Source organism: Stenotrophomonas sp. YJH_SMC_19 (assembly GCF_059367915.1).
On sequence record NZ_JCAFRI010000005.1, the window covers coordinates 103,484 to 129,290 of the forward strand.

Here is a 25,807-nt window from a genome sequence, read left to right on the forward strand (position 1 = left end):
CATCGCGGCGGGCGGAGCGATGCTGTCCGTGGTGTCCGCCGATGCGGGTTCTGCCCGCCGCCAGCCCTTCCGGGAGACCCCTGCATGACCCTGTCCGATCCACGCCGCGCCCTGCTTCCGCTCGCCCTGGCCCTGGCCTGTGCGACTACCGCGATGCCGGTGCTGGCACAGGGACTGCAGAGCTCGTTCGAGCCGGGCCAGCCGGCTCCGGAACCGGCCGCAGGCGCATTGCAGGTCACGATCGGCAATGGCCCCGCGGCGCCCTACGCCGCCAAGCGCAATGTCGGCTACAGCGGCCTGCACGCACTGCGCTACAGCAGTGGAGGTGGCAATGCGCGGCGCGAACTGTTCAAGGCGGACGTGACCATCGAGGCCGATACCACCCTGTCGTGGTTGGTGCTGCCGGAGATCGTCGGCAAGGACACCGTGGCTTCGACCTATGTGTCTCTGGACCTGCTGCTGGACGATGGCAGTCGGGTTTCGGCCGGCGCTGCGCGTGACCAGCATGGGGTGGCCCTCGGCGCCCGCGCGCAGGGCGACTCGAAGACGCTGTACCCGCAGCAATGGGCGCGCAAGGCGGTGCGGCTGGGCGATGTGCCCGCGCTGAAGGGCCGCCGCGTGGTGGCGATCGAACTGGAGGTGGCCAGTGCCGACGGCGCACCGGTCTCCGGCTGGATTGATGACGTTCGCCTGGACACCGTGCCACGGCAGCAGCCAGCGCGCGTCTCCGACTGGGTACTGACCACCCGCGGTACCCAGGCCAACGGCACCTTCTCGCGTGGCAACAATTTCCCGGCCACGGCGGTGCCGCACGGGTTCAACTTCTGGACCCCGGTCACCGATGCCGGTGCGCTGAACTGGCTGTACCGCTGGAACGAGCAGAACGACGCGCAGAACCGTCCTCAGCTGCAGGCGCTTGCGCTGAGCCACCAACCCAGCCCGTGGATGGGCGACCGCCAGACCTTCCAGGTGATGCCATCGGCCAGTCGTGGCGTGCCGGAGGCTGACCGCCGCAAGCGTGCCCTGTCGTTCGACCGCAGCCATGAAAGCGCCCGCCCTTACCGCTACGACGTGCGCTTCGACAACGGCGTCGCGGCATCGATCGCGCCGACCGACCATGCCGCGCTGTTCCGCTTTGACTTCCCGGAGGACGGCGACGCCAACCTGCTGTTCGACAATGTCGATGCACGCGGTGGCCTGACTCTGGACGCCGCCACGCAGACGCTGTCCGGCTACACCGACACGCGCAGCGGCCTGTCCAACGGCGCCAGCCGCATGTACGTGGTGGCCCGCTTCGACAAGCCGTGGCGCAGCAGTGGGCGCCTCGACACCGGCCGACCGACCGGCTACATCAAGTTCGATGCCGGCAGCGAACGACGGGTGACCATGCGCATCGCCACTTCGCTGATCTCGGTGGAGCAGGCACGACACAACCTGGCGCTGGAAATCGCCGCCACCGATACGCTGGAGAGCGTGGCCGGCCGTGCGCAGGATGCATGGGACGCACGCCTGGCCCGCTTCGACATCGGCGATGCCAGCGACGACCAGAAGACCACGCTGTATTCCAGCCTGTACCGGCTGTTCCTGTACCCGAATTCCGGCCATGAAAACGTGGGCAGCACCGCCGCACCGGAGTGGCGCTACGCCAACCAGGCCAGCGCCAGCGATGACAACACCGATGGCAGCGCGACCCGCACCTTTGCCGCCGTGCGCGATGGCAAGGTGTTCGTCAACAATGGCTTCTGGGACACCTTCCGCACCACCTGGCCGGCCTACGCGCTGTTCACGCCCGACGATGCCGGGCAGATGGTGCAGGGTTTCATCGAGCAGTACCGCGCTGGCGGCTGGATCGCGCGCTGGTCATCGCCGGGCTACGCGGACCTGATGGTCGGCACCAGCTCGGACGTGGCCTTCGCCGATGCGTGGCTGAAGGGCGTCGGCGGCTTCGATCCGGGCGAGGCCTACGCCGCCGCGCTGAAGAACGCGACCGTGGTACCACCCGACCGCCATGTCGGCCGCAAGGGCATGGACCGTTCGACCTTCCGGGGCTACGCCAGCGCCGACGTGCATGAGGGCATGTCGTGGACGATGGAAGGCGCACTCAATGACTTCGGCATCGCCAACATGGCCGATGCGCTGGCCAAGCGCGCGACCGCACCCGCCGCACGCGAGCGCTACAGCACCGAAGCCGACTACTTCCGCCACCGCGCTGCCAGCTACGCGACGATGTTCGACCCTGCCGCCGGCTTCTTCCAGGGCCGCAGGGCCGATGGCCGCTGGCGCGTGGACGCCAAGGACTACGACCCGCGCGTGTGGGGCCACGATTACACCGAATCCAACGGCTGGACCTTCGCCTTCACTGCCGCCCATGACGGCGAAGGCTTGGCCGCGCTGTACGGTGGCCGCGACAAGCTGGCGGCGAAGCTGGATACCTTCTTCGCCACGCCGGAAACCGCAGACCCGGCACTGGCCGGCTCCTACGGCGGCACCATCCACGAGATGACCGAAGCGCGCGACGTACGCATGGGCATGTACGCGCACAGCAACCAGCCGGCGCACCACATCCCGTGGATGTACCTGTATGCCGGGCAGCCGTGGAAGACCCAGCAGCACGTGCGCGAAATCCTGTCGCGGCTGTACGTCGGCAGCGAGATCGGCCAGGGCTATCCGGGCGATGAGGACAACGGCGAAACTTCGGCATGGTACGTGCTGGCCTCGCTGGGCCTGTACCCGCTGCGCATGGGCGCCCCGGAGTACGTGATCGGCTCGCCGGCCTTCGAGCATGCACGCGTGGAGCTGCAGGGTGGCGCGGTGCTGACCGTGAACGCGGCCAACAACTCGCGCGAGAACGTCTACGTGCAGTCGCTGAAGATCAACGGCAAGCCGTGGACGAAGACCTGGGTGCCACACGACCTGATCGCCAAGGGCGCGACCCTCGACTTCGTGATGGGACCCCGTCCCTCGCGCTGGGGCAGCGGCGTGGACGATGTGCCGCGCTCGTTGACCGCGCGCGGCCAGCGCCCGCAGCTGCTGCACGACCTGCTCGGCAGCGGCGCGAAGGCGACGCTGGCCGATGGCCGCGCCCTGCCCGCACTGGTCGATGACGATGCGAGCACCACCGTGGGCCTGGGCGGCGGCGCAACCATCGCGCTGACCGGACTGAGCGACGGCACGCCGACGATGTACACGCTCACCAGCGGCGACGGCCGCATCCAGGGCGGTGAGTGGACGCTGGAGGCGCGCAACGGCGGCGGCAGCTGGACCGTGCTCGACCAGCGCAGCGGCGAAGACTTCGAATCCGCCCGCCAGACCCGTCCGTTCCGCATCGCCAGACCCGGCCGCTACAGCGAATACCGCCTGCGCCTGGCGGCACCGGCACGGCTGCCACTGGCGGAGATCGAACTGCTGGCGGCCGGCACCGTACAATGAGCGGCATGCGCTACCGTCTTCTGCCTCTGGCCCTTGTTGCCCTGTCCTTCTCAAGTTTCGGCCAGACCCAGGCGTTCGATACGCAGCTGACCCGCGACGGCGTGACGCTGAACTACCAGGACGCCCGTGGCGCCCTGGCCGCGCCGCAGCGCAAGCGGGTAATCGATACGTTCTTCTTCGCCTACCTGCGCGAACGCGCGGACTTCCACCCGGCCGCGCCGGCGATGGTGCGCATCGTGATCGATCCGGCCTACACCGGCATCGCCTTCGTCGGCGACAAGGACCAGGCAGCGACGATCACCATCAACCCAGGCTGGTTGGCGCAGCACCCGAACGACATCGATCTGGTCACCCATGAGGCGATGCACATCGTGCAGGGCTATCCAGGTTACGGCGATGCACGGGTGCCGGGCTGGCTGGTGGAAGGCATCGCCGACTACGCACGCGACCGCTACGGCATGGACAATGCCGCCGCAGGCTGGGTACTGCCGGGCAAGGTCGAGAAGGGGCAGAATTTCGACAGCGGCTACCGGGTGACCGGTGCGTTCCTGAAATGGGCCGAGGCCGAGTATCCCGGCCTGGTGCTGGCGCTGGACAAGGCCCTGCGCGACGGCCGCTATACGCCGGCGCTGTGGCAGAAGCACACCGGCAAGGCACTGCCGGCGCTGTGGACGCAGTACGCCAAGCCGCGTTCGGATGCACCGCCGCCGGCACCAGCGCGCCGCGGCAAGCGGCGCTGACTGGGCGATCAACTGGGTATTGCGGCGGCTGGGTATTGCGGCGACTGGGTAGAGTCGACTGTTAGTCGACTGCCTTTCGTACAGCCCTCGAAAACCCCGCGCTTCGCGCGATAGTCGACCAACGGTCGACTCTACCTCGCTGGCGTCTACGCCTCAGCGCGACTGCACGAAGCCGGCGTACAGCGCGAACAGCTGCTGGAAGTACCGCCGCGTCACTCGATTGCGCATGACACCCTCGCCCATGGAAATTTGGTCGGGCCCAGGGTGGGAAGGCCGGTCCGGTCCCTTCCCACGGCCGGGCCGCGTGGACGTATTGAGCCGCAACGGCGTTGCAGGGACATGACCGGGTTGCGTAGCGCGTGTGGCAGCGGTGGGATCGGCGTTGGGACCGGCATCGGGACCGGCGTTGGGACCGGCATCGGGACCGGCGTTGGGACCGGTAGAGTCGACCGTTGGTCGACTATCGCGCGATAGCGCGGGATTTTCGGCGCCCGAATCAAGAGCAGTCGACTAACAGTCGACTCTACCCGTTTCCGCTTTGCGGAAACAGAAACGCGCCCCGTGGGGCGCGTTTCTGCAGCTGTCGCTGAAAAGAAGGCTTACGCCTTCTTTTCCGCTTCCAGCTGCTTCCTGATCTGCGCATCCACCGCCGCAATGGCGGTCATGTTCAGGATCCTGCGCGAGGTCGCGCTGGTGGTCAGGATGTGCACCGGCTTGTTCACGCCCATCAGGATCGGGCCGATCGCCACGCCGTCGGTGAACACACGCACCAGGTTGTAGGCGATGTTGGCCGCTTCCAGGTTCGGCAGCACGAACAGGTTGGCGCGGCCCTGCAGGGTCGAGCCCGGCAGCAGCTTCTGGCGCAGCGCTTCATCCCACGCGGTGTCGCCCTGCATTTCACCGTCCACGTTCAGACGCGGGTTGCGCTTGAGCAGCAGCTCGCGCACCTGGCGCATCTTCAGCGCGTCCTTGGAATCGTGGCTGCCGAAGTTGGAGTGCGACAGCAGCGCCACCTTCGGCTCGATGCCGAACAGCTTCATGCGGTAGGCCGCCTGCAGGGTCGCTTCGCACAGCTGCTCGGCGGTCGGGTCTTCCTGCACGTGGGTATCGACGAAGAAGAACACGCCCTGCTGGTTGATCACGCCGGTCATCGCAGAGGTCGAGGTGACCTTCGGCTCCAGCGGCAGCACGCTGCGCACGTAGCCCAGCTTCTTGTGGAAGCGCCCGACGATGCCGGTCAGCATCGCATCGGCTTCGCCACGGGCCACCATCACCGCCGCGATCAGGGTCGGGCGCGAACGCATCAGGTTCTTCGCCGCGGCCACGGTCACGCCACGACGGCCGGTCAGGCCGTGGTAGTACTGCCAGTATTCGTTGAAGCGCGGGTCGTCGTTGATGTTGGTGACTTCAACGTTCTCGCCGATCTTCAGGCGCAGGCCGAGGCGCTCGATGCGCGACTCGATCACTTCCGGGCGGCCGATCAGGATCGGGTGCGCCAGGCCGTCGTCGACCACGTTCTGCACCGCCTGCAGCACCACTTCCTCTTCGCCCTCGGCGTACACCACGCGCTGCTTGTCGCTGCGCGCGCGGTCGTAGACCGGCTTCATCATCAGGCTGGTGCGGTAGACGAACTGGGCCAGCTTGTCACGGTAGGCGCCCATGTCCTCGATCGGGCGCGAGGCCACGCCCGAGTCCATCGCGGCCTGGGCCACGGCGGCCGACAACTCCACCAGCAGGCGGCGGTCGAACGGGCGCGGGATCAGGTATTCACGGCCGAAGCTCGGCGTCTCGCCACCGTAGGCCGAGCCCATGTCGGTGGCGGCACGACGGGCCAGCGCGGCGATGGCACGCACGCAGGCGATCTTCATTTCCTCGTTGATCGCGGTGGCGCCCACGTCCAGCGCACCGCGGAACAGGTACGGGAAGCACAGCACGTTGTTGACCTGGTTCGGGTAGTCCGAACGGCCGGTGCCGATGATCGCGTCCGGACGCGCGGCGCGCGCCACCTCCGGCATGATCTCCGGGGTCGGGTTGGCCAGCGCGAAGATCACCGGGTCCGGCGCCATGGTCTTGACCATGTCGGCAGTCAGGATGCCCGGTGCCGACAGGCCCAGGAAGATGTCCGCGCCGTCGACGATCTCGGCCAGGGTGCGCTTGTCGGTGTCGCGCGCATAGCGCTGCTTTTCCGGATCCAGGTCGGTACGACCGGTGTGGATCACGCCCTCGCGGTCGAAGGCCAGGATGTTTTCCGGCTTCAGGCCCAGCTGCACCAGCATGTTCACGCAGGAAATGCCGGCTGCGCCCATGCCCGTGGTCGCCAGCTTCACGTCTTCGATCTTCTTGCCGGTGATCGCCATGGCGTTGAGCACGGCCGCACCGACGATGATCGCCGTGCCGTGCTGGTCGTCATGGAACACCGGAATCTTCATGCGCTCGCGCAGCTTGCGCTCGACCACGAAGCACTCCGGCGCCTTGATGTCTTCCAGGTTGATGCCACCGAAGGTCGGCTCCAGCGAGGCGATGATGTCGACCAGCTTGTCCGGGTCGGTCTCATCCACTTCGATGTCGAACACATCGATGCCGGCGAACTTCTGGAACAGCACGCCCTTGCCTTCCATCACCGGCTTGCCGGCCAGTGCGCCGATGTTGCCCAGGCCCAGCACCGCGGTGCCGTTGGAGATCACCGCCACCAGGTTGCCGCGGGCGGTCAGCTCGCTGGCCTGCTGCGGGTCGGCCTTGATCGCTTCACAGGCGTACGCCACGCCCGGCGAATACGCCAGCGACAGGTCGCGCTGGGTCAGCATGGGCTTGGTAGCGGAAACCTTGATCTTTCCCGGCGGGGACATCCGGTGGTAATCGAGGGCGGCCTGTTTGAAATCTTCGTTGGACATCGATGTGGGTTACATGAATGGGCAGAAGGGACAGGGGATGATACCCCCGTTGGAGCGTCTGGACCTGTCGCTATCCTGTCGCAGGCATGCTGCGACTGCACAATTCCATGCCGTATGCGACGGTACCGGGATGCCAGCATCGGCGCCCCCGATGACAGCCATGGGACGCCCTGAAACGCCGCGGGGCCGTACCACTGTCGTGATCGGCCCCGCGGTACCACACACCTGGGTCAGCCCTTGGCCGGCAGCGCCTCGGGCAGTGCGTCCACCGGCGGCGGCAGCTCGCTTTCGCGGCCATCCAGCGCCAGCTGCAGGCGGTTGCGGTCCAGCGCGCCTTCCCAGCGCGAAACCACCACGGTGGCCACCGCATTGCCGATGAAGTTGGTCAGCGAGCGGCATTCGCTCATGAAACGGTCCACGCCCAGGATCAGCGCCATGCCGGCCACCGGTACCTCCGGCACCACGGCGAGGGTGGCGGCCAGGGTGATGAAGCCGGCACCGGTGACGCCGGCCGCCCCCTTGGAGCTGAGCATGGCAACCAGCAGCAGGGCGATCTGGTGGCCCAGGGTCAGTTCGGTGTTGGTGGCCTGGGCAATGAACAGTGCCGCCAGGGTCATGTAGATGTTGGTGCCGTCCAGGTTGAACGAGTAGCCGGTCGGGACCACCAGGCCCACCACCGACTTGCTGCAACCGGCGCGTTCCATCTTCTCCATCAGCGACGGCAGCGCCGACTCCGACGAGGAAGTGCCCAGCACCAGCAGCAGCTCGGCCTTCAGGTAGCGCGCCAGCTTGAACACCGAGAAGCCGCACAGTCGGCAGACCACACCGAGGATCACCGCCACGAACAGGAACGCAGTGAGGTAGAACGAGCCCACCAGCCACGCCAGGTTGACCAGCGAACCGACGCCGTACTTGCCGATGGTGAAGGCGATGGCGCCGAAGGCACCGATCGGGGCGGCCTTCATCAGGATGTGCACCAGCTTGAACACCGGGGCGACCAGCGCCTCCAGGAAGTTCAGGATCGGCTTGCCCTTCTCGCCCACCGAGGCCAGCGCGATGCCGAACAGCACCGCGATGAACAGCACCTGCAGGATGTTGCCGTCGACGAAGGCGCTCACCAGCGTCTTCGGAATGATGTCCATCAGGAAACCGACCAGGGTCAGGTCGTGCGACTTCTCGACGTAGCTGTGCACCGCGGTCTGGTCCAGCTCGGCCGGGTTGATGTTCATGCCGGCGCCGGGCTGTACCACGTGCGCCACGATCATGCCCACGATCAGTGCCAGCGTGGAGAAGAACAGGAAGTACGCCATCGCCTTGGCGAACACCCGGCCCACCGTGCGCAGGTGGGTCATGCTGGCGATGCCGGTGACGATGGTGAGGAAGATCACCGGCGCGATGATCATCTTCACCAGGTTGATGAAGGCATCGCCGAGCGGCTTCATCTTCTCGCCGATCAGCGGTTCGTAGTGGCCGAGGATGGCGCCCAGGACGATCGCCACGATCACCTGGAAATACAGCTGGCGATAGATCGGCAACGGCTTTGCAGGCGCCGGGGCTGCGGTCGGGATGTGCATGGCGGACTCCGGAAGGGGCGTTTTCAGGCACGTACGGCCCCGGGACAGCACGGGAACCGTTACCGTGGAAACTGATCGCAGGCCCTGTGCTGCATGCGCAGGAGGTGCGACCAATGGACGCCTTTGTACGCGCCGGGCACGCCGGCGCAGATAACCTATTGGTACTAGCCCCCCGGTTCAGGTGGCGGCGATGCCTACACTGGCGCCGCACCGCCCGATCCTGGGGAGGCCGGTGGCCCGTGCTGAACGGCCGGGCGCGTCATTGCGAAAGTTTCGGCCCCTGCGGCCGTTGTTGTCCTGTCCACACGCAATCTGAGAGAGCCGCACCCAACATGCGCCCGATTCCCACCTTGCTGGCCCTGTCGCTGGCCGCGCTTCCCGCCTTCGCTTCGGCTGCCGATTTCGACAACTGGCCGACCAAGTACGCCTTCGGCGATGGCACCGAGTTGGCCGCTACCGCCAACATCGCCTACGACTACAACGATTTCTCCTCGGGCAGCGGCCTGGAGGACGACGACGCCGTGCGCCGCAAGGAGTTCGGTGCGACGCTGAAGAAGAAGGGCGTCTACGACGCGATGGTCTACTACGACTTCCAGTCCGATACCTGGCTGGACGTGTTCGTGCGCTTCGAGAGCAAGGCCTTCTTCGGTCGCGACATCGGTCGCTTCCGCTTCGGCTACATGAAGACGCCGGTCGGCCTGGATGCGAACACCTCTTCGCGCGCCGGCAGCTTCCTGGAAACCGCACTGCCCGTGCAGGCCTTCTACGAAGGCCGCCGCACCGGCGTGGAATGGGTGCTGGAGCGCCCGCAGTACCTGCTGCAGGCCGGCGCCTATGGCGGCAAGGACCTGCAGGGTGACAACCCCGGCACCACCCAGGCAGTACGTGCGGTGTGGACCCCGGTGAAGGCGCCCGGTGACGTGATCCACCTGGGCCTGGCCTACTCGCAGGAAAATCCGCGCGGTTACAGCGATGGCCGTGACGTGCACCACGAGGCCAGCGCGCGCCTTCGCGCACGCCCGGAAGCCGGCCTGACCGACATCCGCTACGTCGATTCCGGCGCCCTGGTCACCGCCGACCAGATCCGCCGCACCGGCCTGGAAGGCATCTGGATCCGCGGCCCGTTCTCGCTGCAGGCCGAAGCCCTGCGCGCCACGGTCACCCGCCATGACGGCAAGCCCGACTACACCGGCAGCGGCCAGTACGCGATGGCCAGCTGGGTGCTGACCGGCGAGTCGCGCCCGTACAACGCAGGTGCCGTGGCCAACATCAAGCCGGCGCACGACTACGGCGCGGTGGAACTGGTGGCCCGTTACAGCCGCATGGACCTGGACGATGGCAGCATCCTTGGTGGCCGCCAGCACGACCTGACCTTGGGCGCGAACTGGTACCTGACCAGCCACTTCAAGTTCCAGGCCAACTACGTGAAGGTCGACGCCAGCCGTCGTGGTGTGCACAGCACGCCGGAGATCTTCGAGCTGCGCGCGCAGATGCACTTCTGACCCCTTCCACGTCAGATCCCGGCGGGCGTGCACGTCACGCCCGCCGGCCCTGCGTAGACTGCCGCCATGTACTGGCTCAGCCGCCACCGGATGCTGTTGCTGACCATCCTGGTGATGGTCGGAGGCACCGTGCTTTGTGCGGTCGCCGCCGGCCACTACGCCTGGCGGCGCGCCCTCGGCGAGGAAAGCAGCCAGGTGCAACGCCAGCTGCAGCTGTACGGCCAGGGCCTGCAGCAGCGCATCGACCGCTTCGGCACGTTGCCGCAGGTACTGGCGCTGGATCCGGATCTGCTGCACGCCCTGCGTGTGCCGCCCTCGCCCACCGAACAGCAGCGGCTGAACCTCAAGCTGCAACGCGCCAATGAAGTCACCCGTGCCTCGACCCTGACCCTGGTCGGCCACGACGGCGTGGCAGTGGCAGCCAGCAACTGGGACCAGCCGACCAGCAACGTCGGCGAGAACTACAGCTACCGCCCCTACTACCGGCAGGCACTGGCGCAGGGCCGCGGCCGCTTCTACGGCATCGGCATGACCACCGGCGTACCCGGCTACTACCTGTCGCAGGCCATCGAGGAAGACGGCAAGCGGCTCGGCGTGGTGGTGATCAAGGTCGAGCTGTCGGCGCTGGAACAGGAATGGTTGAGCAGCCCGGACGTGGTGCTGGCCAGCGACGACCATGACGTAGTGTTCCTGGCCAACCGTGACAGCTGGCGCTACCGCCTGCTGCGCCCGCTGGGCGCCGATGAGCGCCGCGAAATGCTGGACGCCCGCCAATACGCCGACCGCGCGTTGCAGCCATTGCGCGCGCGTACTGAAGACGTGCCTGCCGATGGTGGCCGCATGGTGCGCCTGCTCGATCCCGCACTGCCGCAGCCGATGCTGTGGCAAAGCCTGCCGCTGCCCGCCGAAGGCTGGAACCTGCATCTGCTGCACGACGCCAGCGCCGCCACCGCCGCCGGTCGCGCGGCCGCCCTCACCGGCGGTGCCGCGTGGCTGGCGCTGGGCTTCCTGGTGCTGTTCGTGCAGCAGCGCCGACGCCTGGCCAAGCATCGCCTGCGCAGCCGCCGCGAACTGGAAACCCTGCTCAAGCAGCACGCACAGGAACTGCGCACCGCACAGGATGGCCTGCTGCAGGCGGCCACCGACGCCGACAGCGGACTCAGCCGCAGCCTCGAACACCTGCCGCAGGGCGTGGTGGTGATCGACCGCGAACTGCGCCTGGTCGCGTGGAACTCGCGCTACCTGGAACTGTTCCGTTTCCCACAGGACCTGGTTCGCGTCGGCCGGCCGATCGAGGAACTGTTCCGCTTCAACGCACGCCGTGGCCTGCTCGGTCCGGGCCCGGTCGATGAAGCAATCGAGCGTCGCCTGAACCACCTGCGCAGCGGCCGCCCGCACATGCGCGAGAGCGAGAAGGACGACGGCACGGTGCTGGAGATCCGTGGCAATCCGCTGCCTGACGGCGGCTTCGTCACCAGCTATGCCGACATCACCAGCTACAAGAACGCCGCGCGCGAACTGCGCTCGTTGGCCGATGCGCTGGAGCACCGCATCGCCGAGCGCACCCATGATCTGGAAGAAGCCCGCCGCGAAGCCGAGCAGGCCAACCGCTACAAGACCCGTTTCGTTGCCTCGGCCGTGCACGACCTGCTGCAGCCCCTCAACGCGGCGCGCATGTTCGTCTCGGTGCTGCGCGGCAAGCTGAGTGACCCGGCGCAGCAACAGACCAGCGACCACATCGATGCTGCATTGGCCGCGCAGGATGCGATCCTCAACAGCCTGCTGGATATCGCGCGCCTGGAATCGGGCAGCCTGCCCACGCGCGTACAGGCGTTCCGGCTCGGGCCTTTGCTGCAGACGCTGGCACGCGAGTTCGGCATCGCCGCGCAGTCACGTGGGCTGGTGGTCGACTGGGTCGATACCGCTGCGGTGGTGGTCAGCGATGAAGCGCTGCTGCGCCGCATCCTGCAGAACTTCCTGTCCAACGCACTGCGCTACAGCGAACGTGGCCGCGTGCTGCTCGGCTGCCGTCGCCGCGAAGGCCTGCTGTGGATCGAAGTTCACGACCAGGGCCCCGGCATTCCCGATGCGCTGCAGGGCGAGATCTTCGAGGAGTTCCGCCGCCTGCACGACGGCCAGCAGCGCGGCGCCGGCCTTGGCCTGGCGATCGTCGACCGCATCGGTCGGCTGCTCGGCCACCCGATCCGCCTGCGCTCGCAGCTGGGCCAGGGCAGCGTGTTCGCGGTGGGCGTGCCGTTCGGCGAAGCCAGCGCGATTCCCGCTACTGCTCCTGTGCCGGTGCTGGTGCAGGAACCGGCCGCGGACAATCCGCTGCGCGGTCGCCGGGTGTGGGTGATCGACGACGATCCGCACGTCTGCGCCGCCAGCCGCGCGCTGCTGGAGCGCTGGGGCTGCGAGGTGGCGCTGGCCGACGGCCCGCAGGCGGCGCTGCAGCTGGCGGCAACAGGCGCGGTGCCGGAGCTGGTGCTGCTGGATGTGCGCATGGGCGATCACCACGGGCCGGTGCTGTACGAGACGCTGGCCGAGTTGTGGCAGGCCCGTCCGCCGGTGGTGCTGGTCACCGCCGAGCGCGATGCGGGATTGCGTGAGATGGCCGCCGAGCGCGGCTGGGGAATGATGGCCAAGCCGGTGAAGCCGCCGGCGCTGCGGGCGTTGATGAGCCAGTTGTTGATCCGGCATCGCGGGTAGTTTCCAGCCAACGGCGCAGCCCCTCGTGGGTGGTCGCACAAAGCAGTTCATCGGTGGGGCCGGGCAGATGGGCTGCACAGGGGCCGCTGCAAGTACGTCCCTGTAAGCTCGGTCGCCGCATCCATGCGGCTCACGCCCCTGTGCAGCCCATCTGCCCGGCCACGGACACGTTCCGTGCGCGTCCACCCTCGGAGAAGAAAAAAGATCAAAAGCGGGTCGCGCGCTGCGCTTGCTCGTGTAGAGCCGAGCCCATGCTCGGCCTCACGGACGGGCCGGAAAGCAGCCGAGCGTGGGCTCGGCTCTACGAAAAATGGCCTGCCAGGCTGCCTTTGCTTTTGATCTTCTTTTCTCTTCCGTGGGTGACAGGCCACCGAAATCTGTCAGAGGCCGGTCGGGTTGGGTGCGCGGGGGTGTCAGCCGCATGGGCCCGAGGCATGCCTCGGGCGGGTTGGGCAGGACGCCCAACCCGGGTCTTGCCGTGTGCGCAGGACAGCGCACACGAGCAAGCGGCTGCCAAGCCTCCAGGGACGGATTCACGGCGTCCCCCGCGCACCCAACTCGACCGGCCCGCTCGCAGCTTCTGCTTTCAGCGACCAACCCAAACCCACCCACGAGGGGCTGCGCCGTTGGCTGGAAACTACAACCCGATGCCGGCGTCGCCCTCGGGCTCCAGCGCCTTCACCAGCACCGCCGCCTGTGTGCGGCTGTGGCACTCGAGCTTCTTCAGGATGGCGGTGACGTGCACCTTCACCGTGTTCTCGGCCAGCCCCAGGGTGTAGGCGATCTGCTTGTTGAGCAGGCCGTCGGCCAGGCAGAGCAGCACGCGGAACTGCTGCGGGGTCAGCTGGGCCAGGCGGCTGGCCAGTAGTGCATCGGCCTCCGAACGCTCGGCGGCCATCGCCGGGAACCACAGGCCACCATCGAGCACCGCCTGCACCGCCTCGCCGATGGTCTCGGCCGGAGCAGACTTTGGAATGAAACCAGCCGCGCCGAACTGCTGGGCACGACGGATCACCCGCGGGTGGTCGTTGGACGAGAGGATCACCACCGGAATGTCCGGATGCGAGCCGCGCACGTGCAGCAGCGCGGAGAAACCGTGCGCGCCGGGCATGGTCAGGTCCAGCAGCACCAGGTCCACATCCGGGTGGGCATCCAGCGCTTCGGCCAATGCCTCGGCGCTGGCGACCTCGCGCACCTGCGCCAGCGGCAGGCTCTGCCGCAACGACTGCACCACCGCCGAACGCAGCAGCGGGTGGTCATCGGCGATCAGGATGGTGTATTCGCTCATGCCGCCATTGTACGGGCAGGCCGGAGCCTCAGCGCCCCGCCGGCTCCACGCTGCTGCGCCAGGCGTCCAGGAACTGGCGGCGCTTGAGCGCGTCCAGATACACCAGCAGGCCCGGGCCGAGCTGGATCGGGCGGCGGCTGCGGCCGGGCGCATCGTCGCCACGTGCGTTGCCGGTCACGATCGGCATCAGGCGTGCCTCGCGCGACAGCACCTGCTGGCCACGCGGTGACAACAGGTAGTCGAGGAAGCGCCGGGCTTCTTCCGGGTGTGGGCCGGTACGTGGAATCACCGCGGTACGCAGCACCACCAGCGTGTAGTCCTCGGGCTCCACGATCGCCAGCGGCGCACCCGCGTCGATGCGCGCCTGCGCGTAGGAGCCGAGCACGTTGTAGACCAGCGACAGCTGTCCGCTGGCGACCTTGTCCAGCAGCACGCCGGTGCGCTCCTCGCGCACGACGTCGTTGTCGCCCAGCGCGCCCAGCAACGCGCCGGCGATGCTGCCACGCTGCGCATCCTGGGTAGACAACAGGTAGCCGACACTGCTGCGCTCGATGTCATAGGTACCGACCCTGCCGCGCAGCGGTGCCCCCTCCGCGCGCAACCGGTCCAGCAGTTGCCGACGCGTGTGCGGCACCTTCGCAGCCGGCAGTGCGCGGGTGTTGTAGACCATCACCACCGGCTCGTAGCTGATGCCGAAGGCCTCGTTGCGCCACTGCGCCCAGGCCGGCAGCGCAGCGGTCTGCGCCGAACGATGCGACAGCGCGTGGCCGTCGTTGACCAGCTTGGTCTGCAGGTCCATGCCGCTGGAGATCAGCAGGTCCGGCGATGCCGGTCCGCCGCGGTCGTGCAGGTACCGCGCGTACAGGTCCTGGGTGATGATGTCCTCGTACACCACCTCAGTGCCGGGGTGCAGCCGCTGGTAGTCGGCAATCACTACCGCGAACACTTCGATGTCGGTGGTGCCGAGGATGCGCAGCTGCGCAGTGGCCTTTGCCTGGGCCGGGAAGCGGCGCACGTCGCCCGGTGCCGCAAGCACCGGCAGGGCCAGCAGCAAGGCAACGGCAGCAGCGAACAGGCGGATCATGGACTGCTCCGGGGCAGGCGGATGGTGGCGACCAGCCCGCCCTGCGGACGGTTGCTGAGGTCGATGCGACCGCCATGGCTGTCGACCACGCGCTTGACGATGGCCAGGCCAAGCCCGGCGCCGCCGGACGGCGCGCCTTCGCCACGGGCGAAGCGCTCGAACACGCGTTCGGCATCGGCGGCGGCAATGCCGGCACCGTGGTCGGCGATGGTCAGCACGGCCTGCCCGCCTTCCACGGTCAATGCGATCTGCAACGGCCCATCACCACCGTACTTCAACGCGTTGTCGACCAGGTTCTTGATCGCCTCGCGCAACAGCAGCGCATCGCCATGTACCTGTACCGGCTCGGCGGTCATCGCCAGTTGTACGCGCGGTGCCGGGCCGGCCTGCGGCAGTGCTTCATGCAGGGCCTGGTGCACGGTCTCGGCCAGGTCCACCGCTGCAAAGCGCTGCAGATGCGAGCGATGGATCACGCTGGCATCGCTGAGCAGCTGGTTCAGCAACCGGCTCATGTGGGTGGCATTGCGTTCGATCGCCTGCAGGCTGCGCCGCATGTCCTCGGGGTCGTCGTCATCCAGCGCCAGCTGTGCCTGCGCGCGCAGGGCAGCCAACGGCGTACGCATCTGGTGCGCGGCCTCGGCCATGAACGCGCGCAAGGTCTCGTTGCTGCTGGACAGTCGTTCCATGAAGCGGTTCAACGCCGCCACCATCTGGTCCATCTCGCGCGGCACGCGCGCATCCAGCGGTTTCAGATCGGACGGCTCGCGGCGCGACAGCTCGCGTTCCACCCGCACCAATGGCCGGAACGCGCGATGCACGCCAAAGGCCACCAGCGCCAGCAGCAGCCCGGACAGCACACCGATCGCCAGCAATGCACGGTTGACCATGTCCTGCGCAACCGCTTCACGTGCACGCCGGGTCTGGCCGACCTGCACCTGCACCTCGCCCTGCGCCGACGCGGCGGCGAAACTGCGGCCGACCACCACGAAGCGCACGGTCTCGCCGCTGTATGCCGCATCAAACAGCTGCGGTTGCGTGCCGGGCCGACGCGGTGGCGCCGGCAGGTCGCCGTAGCCGGTGATCAGGTTGCCGCGACTGTCGGCGACCCGATAGAACACACGGTCTTCCGGGGCCATCGCCAGCAGGTCCAGCGCGGCATAGGGCAGATCGACCTGCCACTGGCCATCGACCAGGGCCACCGAATCGGCGATGGACAGTGCCGAGGACACCAGCAGATGGTCGTAGGAACGGTTGGCGGCGCGCTGGCCATAGCCGCGCGCGGCAAACAGCAGGGCCACCGCGAACACCGCCAGCAACGCGCCGAGGTAGACCAGCAGCGTGCGCCGCAGCGAGCCCGGTGCGGCATTCGCGGTACGCGCGTCAGCCATCGGCGTCGGCGCTGCCGTCACTGGCTTCCAGCAGGTAGCCAACGCCGCGCACCGTGGTGATGCGCAGCGGTGCGCCTGCCAGCTTCTTTCTCAGGCGACCGACATACAGCTCGATGGCATTCGGGCCGGCTTCGTCGTCGAAGCCGAACAGGCCGTTGCCGATTTCGTCCTTGCCGACTACCTGGCCGAGGCGGCCGACCAGGATCTCCAGCAGCCGGTACTCGCGGTTGGGCAGTTCGATCGGTTCACCGTCGAGACTGACCCGGTGCGCCGCGTTGTCGAACTGGAAGCCACCGACCTGCACCACTTCGCTGGCCTGGCCACGCGCACGCCGCAGCAGCACGCGGCAGCGTGCTTCGAACTCGCGGAAATCGAACGGTTTGCCCAGGTAGTCGTCGGCGCCGACATCCAGCGCCTGCACGCGGTCTTCGATGCCATCGCGCGCGGTCAGCATCAGCACTGGCGTGCTGTCGCCGCGCTCGCGCATGCCGGCCAGCACGCGCAGGCCATCGAGCTTGGGCAGGCCGATATCCAGCACCACCAAGTCGAAGCTCTGGTAGCGCAGCACGCTGGCCGCCGCCAGGCCATCGGCCTGCCAGTCCACGGCATGCCCACTGCGGCGCATGCGGCGGATGATCGCATCGGCCAGATCCGGGTTGTCTTCGACCAGCAGCAGGCGCATGGGCACGGGGGTGGGAAGGGAAACGAATGCTACCGCATGCCGCTGCCGCGCTCGCCGCGCCCCGCCCCGAGGCGGCAGCGGGCCGCTTTACGCTGCACCGCACAATCCGTTGACAGGACGATGACAGCTTGCCCGACCCAGACTGCGTCCGCGCACCGTCCGGTGCCCACGATTGCCGCGCGCCTGGCGCGCACCTGGGAGGGTTTGTGGAATTCATGTTTGCCTGGCGGCGCCCTGCCGCCATGGTGGCGCTGGCTGCCCTGTCGGCGCCGGCCATTGCCGCCGAAGACGACCGTCCGGTCACCGCCACCCTCGGTGGTCGCCTGCACCTGGACTTCGCTACCTTCGACAACGACAACCGGGGCACCCCGAACAAGGACGACACCGAAATCCGCCGTGCGTGGGTTGACGTGTCCGGCAAGTTCTTCGTGGTCGACTACAAGCTGGAAGCCGATTTCTCCGGCGACCGCGTCGAGGCCAAGGACGTGTACCTGGCACGCAGCTTCGGCAAGGCCGGCAAGCTGACCGTGGGCCAGTTCAAGCAGTACTTCTCGCTGGATGACCGTACCAGCTCCAACTACGGCAGCTTCCTGGAGCGCGGCAACGCCGGCACCACGCTGGCGCCGCTGTACCGCCTGGGTGCGTCCTGGCAGGCCAACCCCGGTGACTTCACCTGGGCGGTCAGCCTCTACAGCCTGGAGAGCATCGACGCCTGGCAGGTGAAGGGTCGCGCTGCCGGTGGCCGCGTCACCTGGGCGCCCTCGCCCAGCGATGGCGACGTGCTGCACCTGGGCCTGTCGCTGGCCCGCGAGGCCTACGACAACCCCGGCGCCAACGGCGTGCCCGGCCTGCGCATCCGCCCGCGCCCGGCCGGCCATCTGTCCGACAACAGCCGCCTGACCCTGGTCGACTTCTCCGCCGGCCGCGATACCGACGTCAACAAGTGGTCGCTGGAATACGCGCAGGTGCGCGGCCCGCTGTCGTGGCAGGGCGAGTTCAGTGGCGCAACCTTCGACGACGGCGCGCAGCGCGGCGATGTAATGGCGGCCTACGGCATGCTCAGCTGGTTCGTCACCGGCGAAAGTCGTGCCTACGACCGCAAGACCGGTCGATTCGCGCGGGTGAAGGACATCCGGCACAAGGCCGGTGCCTTCGAAGTGGCGCTGCGCTACGACCAGATGTGGGGCGCGCAGCATCTCGACGGTGCGCCGGACCTGCGTCGCGGCAGTACCGAAGCCTGGACGCTGGGTGGCAACTGGTACCTGCGCGACAACCTGCGCTTCATGCTCAACGTGATCGAAAGCCGTAACCGTGATCGCCTGGCCGGGGTGACGGTGGACCGCACGCGCGCGGTCACCGGCCGCCTGCAGTACGACTTCTAGGCCCGACATTCCGGGCATTCCGCCCGGGCCCCTTCCACTCCCCACGTCCTGTTTTCGCAAGGAGTCCGCAGATGATGCTGAGCATCCTCGGCTTTGGCATGGTCATTACGTTCATGTACTTGATCATGAGCAAGCGCCTGTCGCCGCTCGTCGCCCTGATCACCATTCCCATCCTGTTCGCGCTGATCGGTGGCTTCGGTGCCGGCATCGACGAGATGATGCTGGAGGGCATCAAGAAGATCGCGCCGACCGGCGTGATGCTGATGTTCGCCATCCTCTACTTCGGGGTGATGATCGACGCCGGCCTGTTCGATCCGCTGGTGCGGGTGATCCTGCGTTTCGTCAAGGGCGACCCGATGAAGATCGTGCTTGGCACTGCAGTGCTGGCGATGCTGATCTCGCTCGATGGCGATGGCTCGACCACCTACATGATCACCGTCTCGGCGATGCTGCCGCTGTACCAGCGGCTGGGCATGAACGCGCTGAACATGACCTGCGTGACCATCCTCGCCGGCGGCGTGATGAACCTGACCCCGTGGGGCGGCCCGACCGCACGCGCGGCCACCGCGCTGCACGTGGACCCGGCCGACGTGTTCGTGCCGCTGATCCCGTCGATGGTGATCGCCTGTGCCGGCGTGCTGCTGCTGGCCTGGTACCTGGGCCTGAAGGAACGCCGTCGCCTCGGCGTGGTGACCCTGCCCAAGGGCGGCAGCTGGATGGACAACAGCGTGTCCGATGACAGCAATCCGCTGCCGACCGTGGAAGACGCCGAAGACATCAAGCGCCCGAAGCTGCTGTGGGTGAACCTGGCCCTGACCGTGGCGCTGATGACCGCGCTGATCATCGGCGTGCTGCCGATGCCGGTGCTGTTCATGGTCGGCTTCGCCATCGCCCTGGTGATCAACTACCCGAACCTGGCCGAGCAGCGCCGTCGCGTGGTCAACCATGCCGGCAACGTGCTGTCGGTGGTGTCGCTGATCTTCGCCGCGGGCATCTTCACCGGCATCCTCAACAACACCGGCATGGTCGAAGCGATGTCGCACAGCTTCCTGGCCGTCATTCCGGAATCGTGGGGCCCGTACCTGGCGGTGATCACCGCGGTGGCATCGATGCCGTTCACCTTCTTCATGTCCAACGACGCGTTCTACTTCGGCGTGCTGCCGATCCTGTCCGAGGCCGCTGGCAACTACGGCATCACCCCGGTGGAAATGGCGCGCGCCTCGCTGGCCGGCCAGCCGGTGCACCTGCTCAGCCCGCTGGTGCCGTCCACCTACCTGCTGGTGGGCCTGGCCAAGGTCGAATTCGCCGACCACCAGAAGTTCACCCTGAAGTGGGCCATCGCCATCTCGATGCTGCTGATGGTCGGCAGCCTGCTGTTCGGCCTGTATCCCCTCGCCGCCTGACCCTTTGCCAAGGAGCCTTCTGCAATGACGCTTCGAATCGCTTACGTCACCAGTGGAATGGGCAGTGTCGGCACTGCCATCTGCCAGAGCCTGGCCCGCAGCGGCCACACCGTGGTTGCCGGCTGCGCGCCGAACTCGCCGCGCAAGGCCAACTGGCTGCGCGAGCAGCGCGAACAGGGCTTCGACTTCATCGCCTCCGAAGGCAACGCGACCGACTGGGCCTCGACCAGCGCGGCGTTCGCCAAGGTGCGCGCCGAAGTCGGTGAAGTGGACGTGCTGGTCAACAACTCCGGCGGCAGCCGCGACCTGCTGTTCCGGCAGATGACGGTGGAGGACTGGAACGCGGTGATCGCGTCCAACCTCAACGCGCTGTTCAACCTGACCAAGCAGGTGGTGGACGGCATGGCCACGCGGGGCTGGGGCCGCATCATCAACATCGGTTCGGTCAGTGCCCACAAGGGACAGATCGGCCAGGTGAACTACGCCACCGCCAAGGCCGCGATGCATGGCTTCAGCCGTGCGCTGGCTGCCGAAGTTGCGTCGCGCGGGGTCACCGTCAACACGCTGTCGCCGGGCTACATCGCCAGCCAGGCGATCAGCAGCTTCCCGCCGGATGTGCTGGACCGGCTGGCTGCCTCGGTACCAGTGCGCCGCCTGGGCCGCCCCGAGGAAGTGGCCGGCCTGTGCGCGTGGCTGGCGTCGGATGAAGCCTCGTATGTGACCGGTGCCGACTACGCGGTCAACGGTGGTCTGTACATGGGTTGAGCCCGTCTCCACGCAAGGCGTGGACCTCCTCCCCCACGGAGTGCGCGGGGCCGGTGAACCTTCGCTTGCGAGGGGGATGCGGCCCCTTTTTTTGCTTCTGCATATTCGGGACGCATTGCCCGATACATCGGCAGAACCGGTGCTATACCTGCCAACGCTCGCTGAGCCCGATGGACGAACGGCCGGAATCGCGGATCAAGGAGGTAGGCATGCGTGCATTGCTGATTGCGCTTCTTGTGGTCGCCAGCTCACCCCTGGCGGCCACGCCACCCGCTGCCACTGCGGAAGAGGCGGGTGCAACCTGGCGGCTCGTGGAGCGCTGGTCCTTGCAGCTGTCACGCTCTGACCTTGTCGCGCAGCTATCACCCCTGGCTCCGGCCGGCTCGCGTTCGGAAGCAAGAATGGGCCGGGGCGACAGCGCCACCATCGATCTGGCGCCATTCGTGGTCGCTGGGAGGATCAAGGGGCCCTCTGGCCAGATCTACACCGACGCGTCCGGGCGAATCATCAAAGGCATTACGCTGCGGCTGAGCGGCGCCTGCATCTCGCGAAAGCAGATGGGTCGTCGCTACCCCGACTTCAATGTCCTTTCCGTGCCGTCAGGGCATAGCCTGGACGAGTCGACGGTGTTCGGCACAGTAGTGAACGGCATCCAGATCGGGTTCTCATTCTCCGAACATGACCGCGACTGCATGGACCAGCTCAAATTGAGCTGGCCTGGGGAGCGCTTCTGATTCCCACCGGCCTACCACCATGACGAACATGTTGCAGGACACGCACCACTGCCCTGCACCGTTCGTTGGTTTTCCGTAAAGAAGGTTTCATGTTCCGTTCGCATAGTGGCCATGCACCGCGCACGCGTGCCGGTGACCACCCCCAATGCAACGGACCACCATGCAGACCCGACACCTGACGATCGCCGTGGCGATCGCGCTCTCCGCCGCCACCAGCGCCCATGCCGCCACCGCCGCCGATACCGGCGCCAGCACCGATGCCGCGCTGAGCGCGCAGACGCTGGATACCGTCTCCGTGATCGGTCAGGGCGAGACCCGCCAGGTGCAGCGCATCACCACCGTCGACAAGCAGGTGCTGCCGCCGGGCACCAGCGGCCAGAAGATCCTCGACCGCCTGCCGGGCGTGTCGGTGCAGTCCAACGATGCCTTCGGCGCCAACGAAGAATCGCAGACCATCAGCCTGCGCGGCTTCGACAAGAGCCGCCTCGGCTACACGCTGGACGGCATCCCACTGGGCGACAACAGCTACGGCAACTACAACGGCCTGAGCATCGCCCGCGCGATCATCGCCGAGAACCTGGCCGGTGCCGAGCTGTCGCAGGGCATCGGTTCGCTCGGCGTGGCCTCGACCAGCAACCTGGGCGGCACCATCCAGTACTTCTCGATGGACCCGTCCACCGAGTTCGGTGGCCGCGCCAGCGTCACCGTCGGCGACAACAGCCAGCGCCGTGGCTACCTGCGCGTGGATACCGGTGACATCAACGGCTTCTCGGCCTATGTGTCCGGCGTGCACCAGGACCAGGACATGTGGGCCGCGCCCTACCAGAACCAGACCACCCGCCAGTTCAACGCCAAGGCAGTGTGGAATGTCGGCGACCACCGCTTCGGTGCGTTCGTGGCCACCTCGCGCGCCAGCCAGGCCAACTACGCCTACCTGTCCAAGGACATGCTGGCGCGTGGCCTGGGCTGGGATTGGAACATCTACGCGCCGGACTGGGATCGCGCCGTCGCCGCTGCGTACTGCGCGCCGGGCACCTACAACAAGGCACGCTGCAAGTTCAGCGGCGGCGTCAACAGCATCGACGATGCGTACTACCAGAGCCGTGCACTTCGCGACGACAACCTCTATTCGGTCGATGCCGACCTGCGCCTGGGCGAGCAGGGTCGCCTGAAGCTGCTGGCCTACCACCACGACAACCGTGGCCAGGGCCACTGGTGGGCACCGGGCCAGCCGTCCTACCCGGGCACCGACAGGATGCTGCCGATTTCGATCCGCAGCACCAACTACACGATCAACCGCGATGGCGTGACCGCCGCGCTGTCGTGGACGGTGGGCATCCACGAACTGGAGGCCGGCCTGTGGTACGAGCAGAACGACCACAACGTCTCGCGCAACTTCTACTACATCAGCGGCCCGTTCCTGGACGACCTGTACCTGAAGAATCCGGACCGCCTGCTGTTCAACCAGGACTTCGACATCCGCACGCGCCAGTTCTACGTGCAGGACCGCATGCGCTTCCTGGACCAGCGCCTGACCGTGGACGTGGGCATCAAGAGCCCGAACACCCGCATGCGCGCCACCGCCCAGCCGGGCGTGGAAACCAGCATCGCCTCGGGCACGCTGACCGCCAAGAAGTCGGTGCTGCCGCAGGTGGGCCTGGGCTTCAAGCTCAACGCCAACAACGAGTTGTTCGCCTCGTACGCCGAGAACATCGCCGCCTTCGTCGGTGGCGGCAGCGGTGGCCCGCTGCAGGTGTCGCCGGAATCGTTCGCGGCCGGCGCCGGCCTGGAGCCGGAGAAGTCCAAGAGCCTGGAAGCCGGCTTCCGTACCTTCGGCGAGAAGTACCAGGCCTCGATCGCCGCGTACAACGTGAAGTTCGACAACCGCCTGCTGTCGCTGAACCCGTGTTCCAGCATCGAAGTCGGCACGCGTCCGGAGTGCGTGACGCGCTTCATCAACGTCGGTTCGGTGAAGAGCCACGGTGCGGAGCTGACCTTCATCCTCAAGCCGATCGACGGCCTGCAGTGGTACAACGCGCTGTCCTGGAACAAGACCACCTACGAGGATGACTACACCTCGGGTGGCGCGATCGTGCCGGTGGCCGGCAAGATCACGGTGGATACGCCGCAGCGCATGGCCTCCAGCGAGATCAGCTGGAATCGTGACGGCTTCTTCGCCAGCCTGCGTGCCAAGTACACCGGCAAGCGCTACTACACCTACACCAACGACCAGTCGGTGCCGGGCGTGACCACCTTCGACGCTGGTGCGGGCTACGACTTCGGCCCGGGCCTGGGCCTGCGCAACGTGCGGGTGTCGTTGAATGCGACCAACCTGACCAACAAGCGCTATGCGGGCCAGCTGAGTTCGTTCGCACCGACCGATCCGAAGGGTACGCGCTATGCGATCCATGCGAGCGCACCGCGTCAGTTGTTCATGACGGTGGCGGCGGAGTTCTAAGTCGAAAGCGTTGCTCCGCAGCGTCTTGATTATCATCGCGGGGCAGAGCCGGATGGGCCGGCGCAGGACACGCCGTAAACCCATCCATGGGGGCTCGATGGCGCCATCCATGGCGCCAACGGTCCTGCGCCGGCCCATCCGACCCTGCTCGACGGCTTCCCGCGCCACGGTGCGGAAGGCAAAGAAGAGCAGAAGCAAAGAGCCGGGCATTGCCCGGCTCTTTGCTTTTCAAGCGCAATCCCTTCGGCGCGATGATGTGCTGCCGCCCGCGCGGGAAACTGTCTGGCGGCGGTGGGGCACCCTGGCCAGGACCGTGAGGCGCATGGATGCGCCGATCGAGCCCCCATGGATGGGTTTACGGCGTGTCCTGGCCAGGGTGCCCCACCGCCGCCCAGCGACATCAATCGAGGCGCCAGCGCATCATCCCGCCAACGCATTTCATTCCGGCGCCAGCTGGTCCATCCGTATCCGGTTGGCAAACAGCGAGAACGCCAGCATCCCGGCCAGGCCGTTCGCCCGGCTCACCCAGTGCGGCAGCCAGCGCGGCGGCTTCAGCACCCCCGCCTCGAACAACGGCGCGAACGCGATCGCATCGGTCAGGCTCATCTTGCCGGCGAACAACCAGCGGCAGACCTGCAGGCGGTCCTCGGCCAGCATGTGGCGGAAGAAGGTGTGCACCGACACCAGGCCGCGCAGGTACACCGTGTCCTTGGTGAAGGCCAGGCCGCCATTCGGCGGCACGCCGCGGAACACGCGCTGTGCCGAGGCGAAGCTCTCCTCCGCATTCTGCCCGGCGTCGCAGAAATAGCGGAACACTTCGATGAAATCGGCGCCTTCGCGTGCCATCGCAATCGCTTCGGTACGCAGGCTGATGCGCTTCAGGCGCTCGATGTCGATGCTGCCAGTGATCTGCTCGGCGAACGTGGCCAGGCCTTCCTGTGTCGCGGTCACCCGCGGCGAAGACAATGCCAGGCTCGGCAGCACCGGCTGTTCGCGGCCATTCAATGCGGTCAGCGAATGCACCAGCGCTTCGTGGTGGAACAGCTGCGCGCGGTCGTAGGCACTGAAGCGGGCACTGGTGCGCAGTCGGATGCGGGTCGGGCCGGCAGCCGCCTTGGACACCAGTTCCGGGTCGAGCTGCACCTGGATGATGCGCGATTCGAAGAAGGCATCCAGGTCGTTCTGCAGCTGCAGCTGCAGGGCGATGGCCGACACTGGCACCTGCTCTTCCGGCGCCAGCAGTTCGTGGTCCAGTTCGGCGGCAATCTGGATGAAGTGGCGCGCTGCTTCGCGCGTGCTCGGGCCATTGCCCGGCAGCGGCTGCTCGGGTGCGCCGAACAGCTGCACCGAACAGGTATCGACCGCGGCGGTGCCCAGCCCTTCCAGCAGCTGCGCGGCCAGGTCCCAGCTCTGCGCCGACTGCCGCACGTAGTGGCCCAGTGGGTGGCTGTCGTCGCAGTCGGCGGCGATCGCGGCCAGCGCGCGACGTTCTTCGCTGAAGTCCAGCCGTGGGTAATCCACCTTCGGCAGCACCGGCTGACCACGTGCCACGCTATCCAGGAACGGTGCCTGCACCGTTGCCGGCCAACTGGTCAGGCCCAGCAGGCGGATGCCTCCCACGGCCTCGACCAGGCGCGCATCGAGCGCTGCATGGTGGGCCACGTCACGGTCCAGCGTCGCAGTCGGTTCCATGCGCGGACTATAGCGCCCTGCCCTTGCTTTGGTAGGTGCCAACGTTGGTTGGCGTCCGCCGACGGTGGGCTTCGGACACACCCGTG

General features: G+C 67.3%; 16 protein-coding genes. 9 read left to right on the forward strand and 7 right to left on the reverse strand.

Annotated features, from left to right (window positions below; translation table 11 throughout):
- Nucleotides 1-84 precede the first annotated feature (84 nt).
- Both AC5P5R_RS08010 and AC5P5R_RS08015 read left to right on the forward strand, forming a co-directional pair.
- A complete protein-coding gene (locus AC5P5R_RS08010; RefSeq protein ID WP_099561389.1) occupies nucleotides 85-3,429 on the forward strand; it encodes a GH92 family glycosyl hydrolase in 3,345 nt (1,114 codons plus the stop codon).
- Entirely contained in the window at nucleotides 3,426-4,169 is a 744-nt protein-coding gene (locus AC5P5R_RS08015) for a basic secretory protein-like protein (protein ID WP_005410969.1), read from the forward strand. Before AC5P5R_RS08010 ends, AC5P5R_RS08015 begins: the two co-directional genes overlap by 4 nt.
- Before the next feature lie 599 nt (nucleotides 4,170-4,768).
- Here the strand turns inward: AC5P5R_RS08015 and AC5P5R_RS08020 are convergent.
- Complete coding sequence (locus AC5P5R_RS08020; protein WP_005410971.1) at nucleotides 4,769-7,060, reverse strand: NADP-dependent malic enzyme; 2,292 nt, start codon at nucleotides 7,058-7,060, stop codon at nucleotides 4,769-4,771.
- A 230-nt stretch (nucleotides 7,061-7,290) separates the two neighbouring features.
- Nucleotides 7,291-8,634, reverse strand: a complete 1,344-nt coding sequence (locus tag AC5P5R_RS08025) for a dicarboxylate/amino acid:cation symporter (RefSeq protein ID WP_005410972.1) — start codon at nucleotides 8,632-8,634, stop codon at nucleotides 7,291-7,293.
- 332 nt (nucleotides 8,635-8,966) lie between these two features.
- Here AC5P5R_RS08025 and AC5P5R_RS08030 point away from each other — a divergent pair, with 332 nt between their 5' ends.
- The gene (locus AC5P5R_RS08030) at nucleotides 8,967-10,136 is read left to right on the forward strand and encodes an OprO/OprP family phosphate-selective porin (protein WP_005414426.1); all 1,170 of its coding nucleotides are present in this window, start codon (nucleotides 8,967-8,969) and stop codon (nucleotides 10,134-10,136) included.
- A gap of 66 nt (nucleotides 10,137-10,202) precedes the next feature.
- On the forward strand, nucleotides 10,203-12,845 hold the full coding sequence (locus AC5P5R_RS08035) for a hybrid sensor histidine kinase/response regulator (protein WP_164281625.1): 2,643 nt from the start codon (nucleotides 10,203-10,205) through the stop codon (nucleotides 12,843-12,845).
- A 637-nt stretch (nucleotides 12,846-13,482) separates the two neighbouring features.
- Here the strand turns inward: AC5P5R_RS08035 and AC5P5R_RS08040 are convergent.
- From AC5P5R_RS08040 to AC5P5R_RS08055, 4 genes are read right to left on the reverse strand one after another with little or no spacing between them, the layout of a single operon-like run.
- Entirely contained in the window at nucleotides 13,483-14,133 is a 651-nt protein-coding gene (locus AC5P5R_RS08040) for a response regulator (protein WP_005414428.1), read from the reverse strand.
- Between the two features lie 28 nt (nucleotides 14,134-14,161).
- The gene (locus AC5P5R_RS08045; RefSeq protein WP_164281626.1) at nucleotides 14,162-15,217 is read right to left on the reverse strand and encodes an ABC transporter substrate-binding protein; all 1,056 of its coding nucleotides are present in this window, start codon (nucleotides 15,215-15,217) and stop codon (nucleotides 14,162-14,164) included.
- Complete coding sequence (locus AC5P5R_RS08050; protein ID WP_099523995.1) at nucleotides 15,214-16,605, reverse strand: sensor histidine kinase; 1,392 nt, start codon at nucleotides 16,603-16,605, stop codon at nucleotides 15,214-15,216. Before AC5P5R_RS08050 ends, AC5P5R_RS08045 begins: the two co-directional genes overlap by 4 nt.
- The gene (locus tag AC5P5R_RS08055) at nucleotides 16,598-17,287 is read right to left on the reverse strand and encodes a response regulator transcription factor (protein ID WP_100438100.1); all 690 of its coding nucleotides are present in this window, start codon (nucleotides 17,285-17,287) and stop codon (nucleotides 16,598-16,600) included. The genes AC5P5R_RS08050 and AC5P5R_RS08055 overlap by 8 nt, the downstream gene beginning before the upstream one ends.
- A 242-nt stretch (nucleotides 17,288-17,529) precedes the next feature.
- Here AC5P5R_RS08055 and AC5P5R_RS08060 point away from each other — a divergent pair, with 242 nt between their 5' ends.
- The 5 genes from AC5P5R_RS08060 (at nucleotide 17,530) to AC5P5R_RS08080 (ending at nucleotide 24,029) form a co-directional block, all read left to right on the forward strand.
- Complete coding sequence (locus tag AC5P5R_RS08060; RefSeq protein ID WP_100438101.1) at nucleotides 17,530-18,669, forward strand: OprO/OprP family phosphate-selective porin; 1,140 nt, start codon at nucleotides 17,530-17,532, stop codon at nucleotides 18,667-18,669.
- 74 nt (nucleotides 18,670-18,743) lie between these two features.
- Nucleotides 18,744-20,072 (forward strand): CitMHS family transporter, encoded by a 1,329-nt coding sequence (locus AC5P5R_RS08065; RefSeq protein WP_012481220.1) that lies wholly within the window; start codon nucleotides 18,744-18,746, stop codon nucleotides 20,070-20,072.
- A 24-nt stretch (nucleotides 20,073-20,096) separates the two neighbouring features.
- Entirely contained in the window at nucleotides 20,097-20,837 is a 741-nt protein-coding gene (phbB, locus tag AC5P5R_RS08070; RefSeq protein ID WP_005414435.1) for an acetoacetyl-CoA reductase, read from the forward strand.
- A 209-nt stretch (nucleotides 20,838-21,046) separates the two neighbouring features.
- Nucleotides 21,047-21,571 (forward strand): hypothetical protein, encoded by a 525-nt coding sequence (locus tag AC5P5R_RS08075; protein ID WP_062605671.1) that lies wholly within the window; start codon nucleotides 21,047-21,049, stop codon nucleotides 21,569-21,571.
- Nucleotides 21,572-21,731: 160 nt separating this feature from the next.
- A complete protein-coding gene (locus tag AC5P5R_RS08080; RefSeq protein ID WP_111723039.1) occupies nucleotides 21,732-24,029 on the forward strand; it encodes a TonB-dependent receptor in 2,298 nt (765 codons plus the stop codon).
- Between the two features lie 438 nt (nucleotides 24,030-24,467).
- On the opposite strand, the gene AC5P5R_RS08085 is transcribed toward AC5P5R_RS08080, so the two are convergent.
- Nucleotides 24,468-25,721 carry a flavohemoglobin expression-modulating QEGLA motif protein gene (locus AC5P5R_RS08085; protein WP_005414439.1) on the reverse strand — a complete coding sequence of 418 codons (1,254 nt, stop codon included), beginning with the start codon at nucleotides 25,719-25,721 and terminating at the stop codon, nucleotides 24,468-24,470.
- Between the last annotated feature and the right edge of the window lie 86 nt (nucleotides 25,722-25,807).

Coding starts and splice junctions, on each gene's coding strand:
- AC5P5R_RS08010 (WP_099561389.1), top strand. CDS start 85: ATGACCCTGTCCGATCCACGCCGCGCCCTGCTTCCGCTCGCCCTGGCC.
- AC5P5R_RS08015 (WP_005410969.1), top strand. CDS start 3,426: ATGAGCGGCATGCGCTACCGTCTTCTGCCTCTGGCCCTTGTTGCCCTG.
- AC5P5R_RS08020 (WP_005410971.1), bottom strand. CDS start 7,060: ATGTCCAACGAAGATTTCAAACAGGCCGCCCTCGATTACCACCGGATG.
- AC5P5R_RS08025 (WP_005410972.1), bottom strand. CDS start 8,634: ATGCACATCCCGACCGCAGCCCCGGCGCCTGCAAAGCCGTTGCCGATC.
- AC5P5R_RS08030 (WP_005414426.1), top strand. CDS start 8,967: ATGCGCCCGATTCCCACCTTGCTGGCCCTGTCGCTGGCCGCGCTTCCC.
- AC5P5R_RS08035 (WP_164281625.1), top strand. CDS start 10,203: ATGTACTGGCTCAGCCGCCACCGGATGCTGTTGCTGACCATCCTGGTG.
- AC5P5R_RS08040 (WP_005414428.1), bottom strand. CDS start 14,133: ATGAGCGAATACACCATCCTGATCGCCGATGACCACCCGCTGCTGCGT.
- AC5P5R_RS08045 (WP_164281626.1), bottom strand. CDS start 15,217: ATGATCCGCCTGTTCGCTGCTGCCGTTGCCTTGCTGCTGGCCCTGCCG.
- AC5P5R_RS08050 (WP_099523995.1), bottom strand. CDS start 16,605: ATGGCTGACGCGCGTACCGCGAATGCCGCACCGGGCTCGCTGCGGCGC.
- AC5P5R_RS08055 (WP_100438100.1), bottom strand. CDS start 17,287: ATGCGCCTGCTGCTGGTCGAAGACAACCCGGATCTGGCCGATGCGATC.
- AC5P5R_RS08060 (WP_100438101.1), top strand. CDS start 17,530: ATGGTGGCGCTGGCTGCCCTGTCGGCGCCGGCCATTGCCGCCGAAGAC.
- AC5P5R_RS08065 (WP_012481220.1), top strand. CDS start 18,744: ATGCTGAGCATCCTCGGCTTTGGCATGGTCATTACGTTCATGTACTTG.
- phbB (WP_005414435.1), top strand. CDS start 20,097: ATGACGCTTCGAATCGCTTACGTCACCAGTGGAATGGGCAGTGTCGGC.
- AC5P5R_RS08075 (WP_062605671.1), top strand. CDS start 21,047: ATGCGTGCATTGCTGATTGCGCTTCTTGTGGTCGCCAGCTCACCCCTG.
- AC5P5R_RS08080 (WP_111723039.1), top strand. CDS start 21,732: ATGCAGACCCGACACCTGACGATCGCCGTGGCGATCGCGCTCTCCGCC.
- AC5P5R_RS08085 (WP_005414439.1), bottom strand. CDS start 25,721: ATGGAACCGACTGCGACGCTGGACCGTGACGTGGCCCACCATGCAGCG.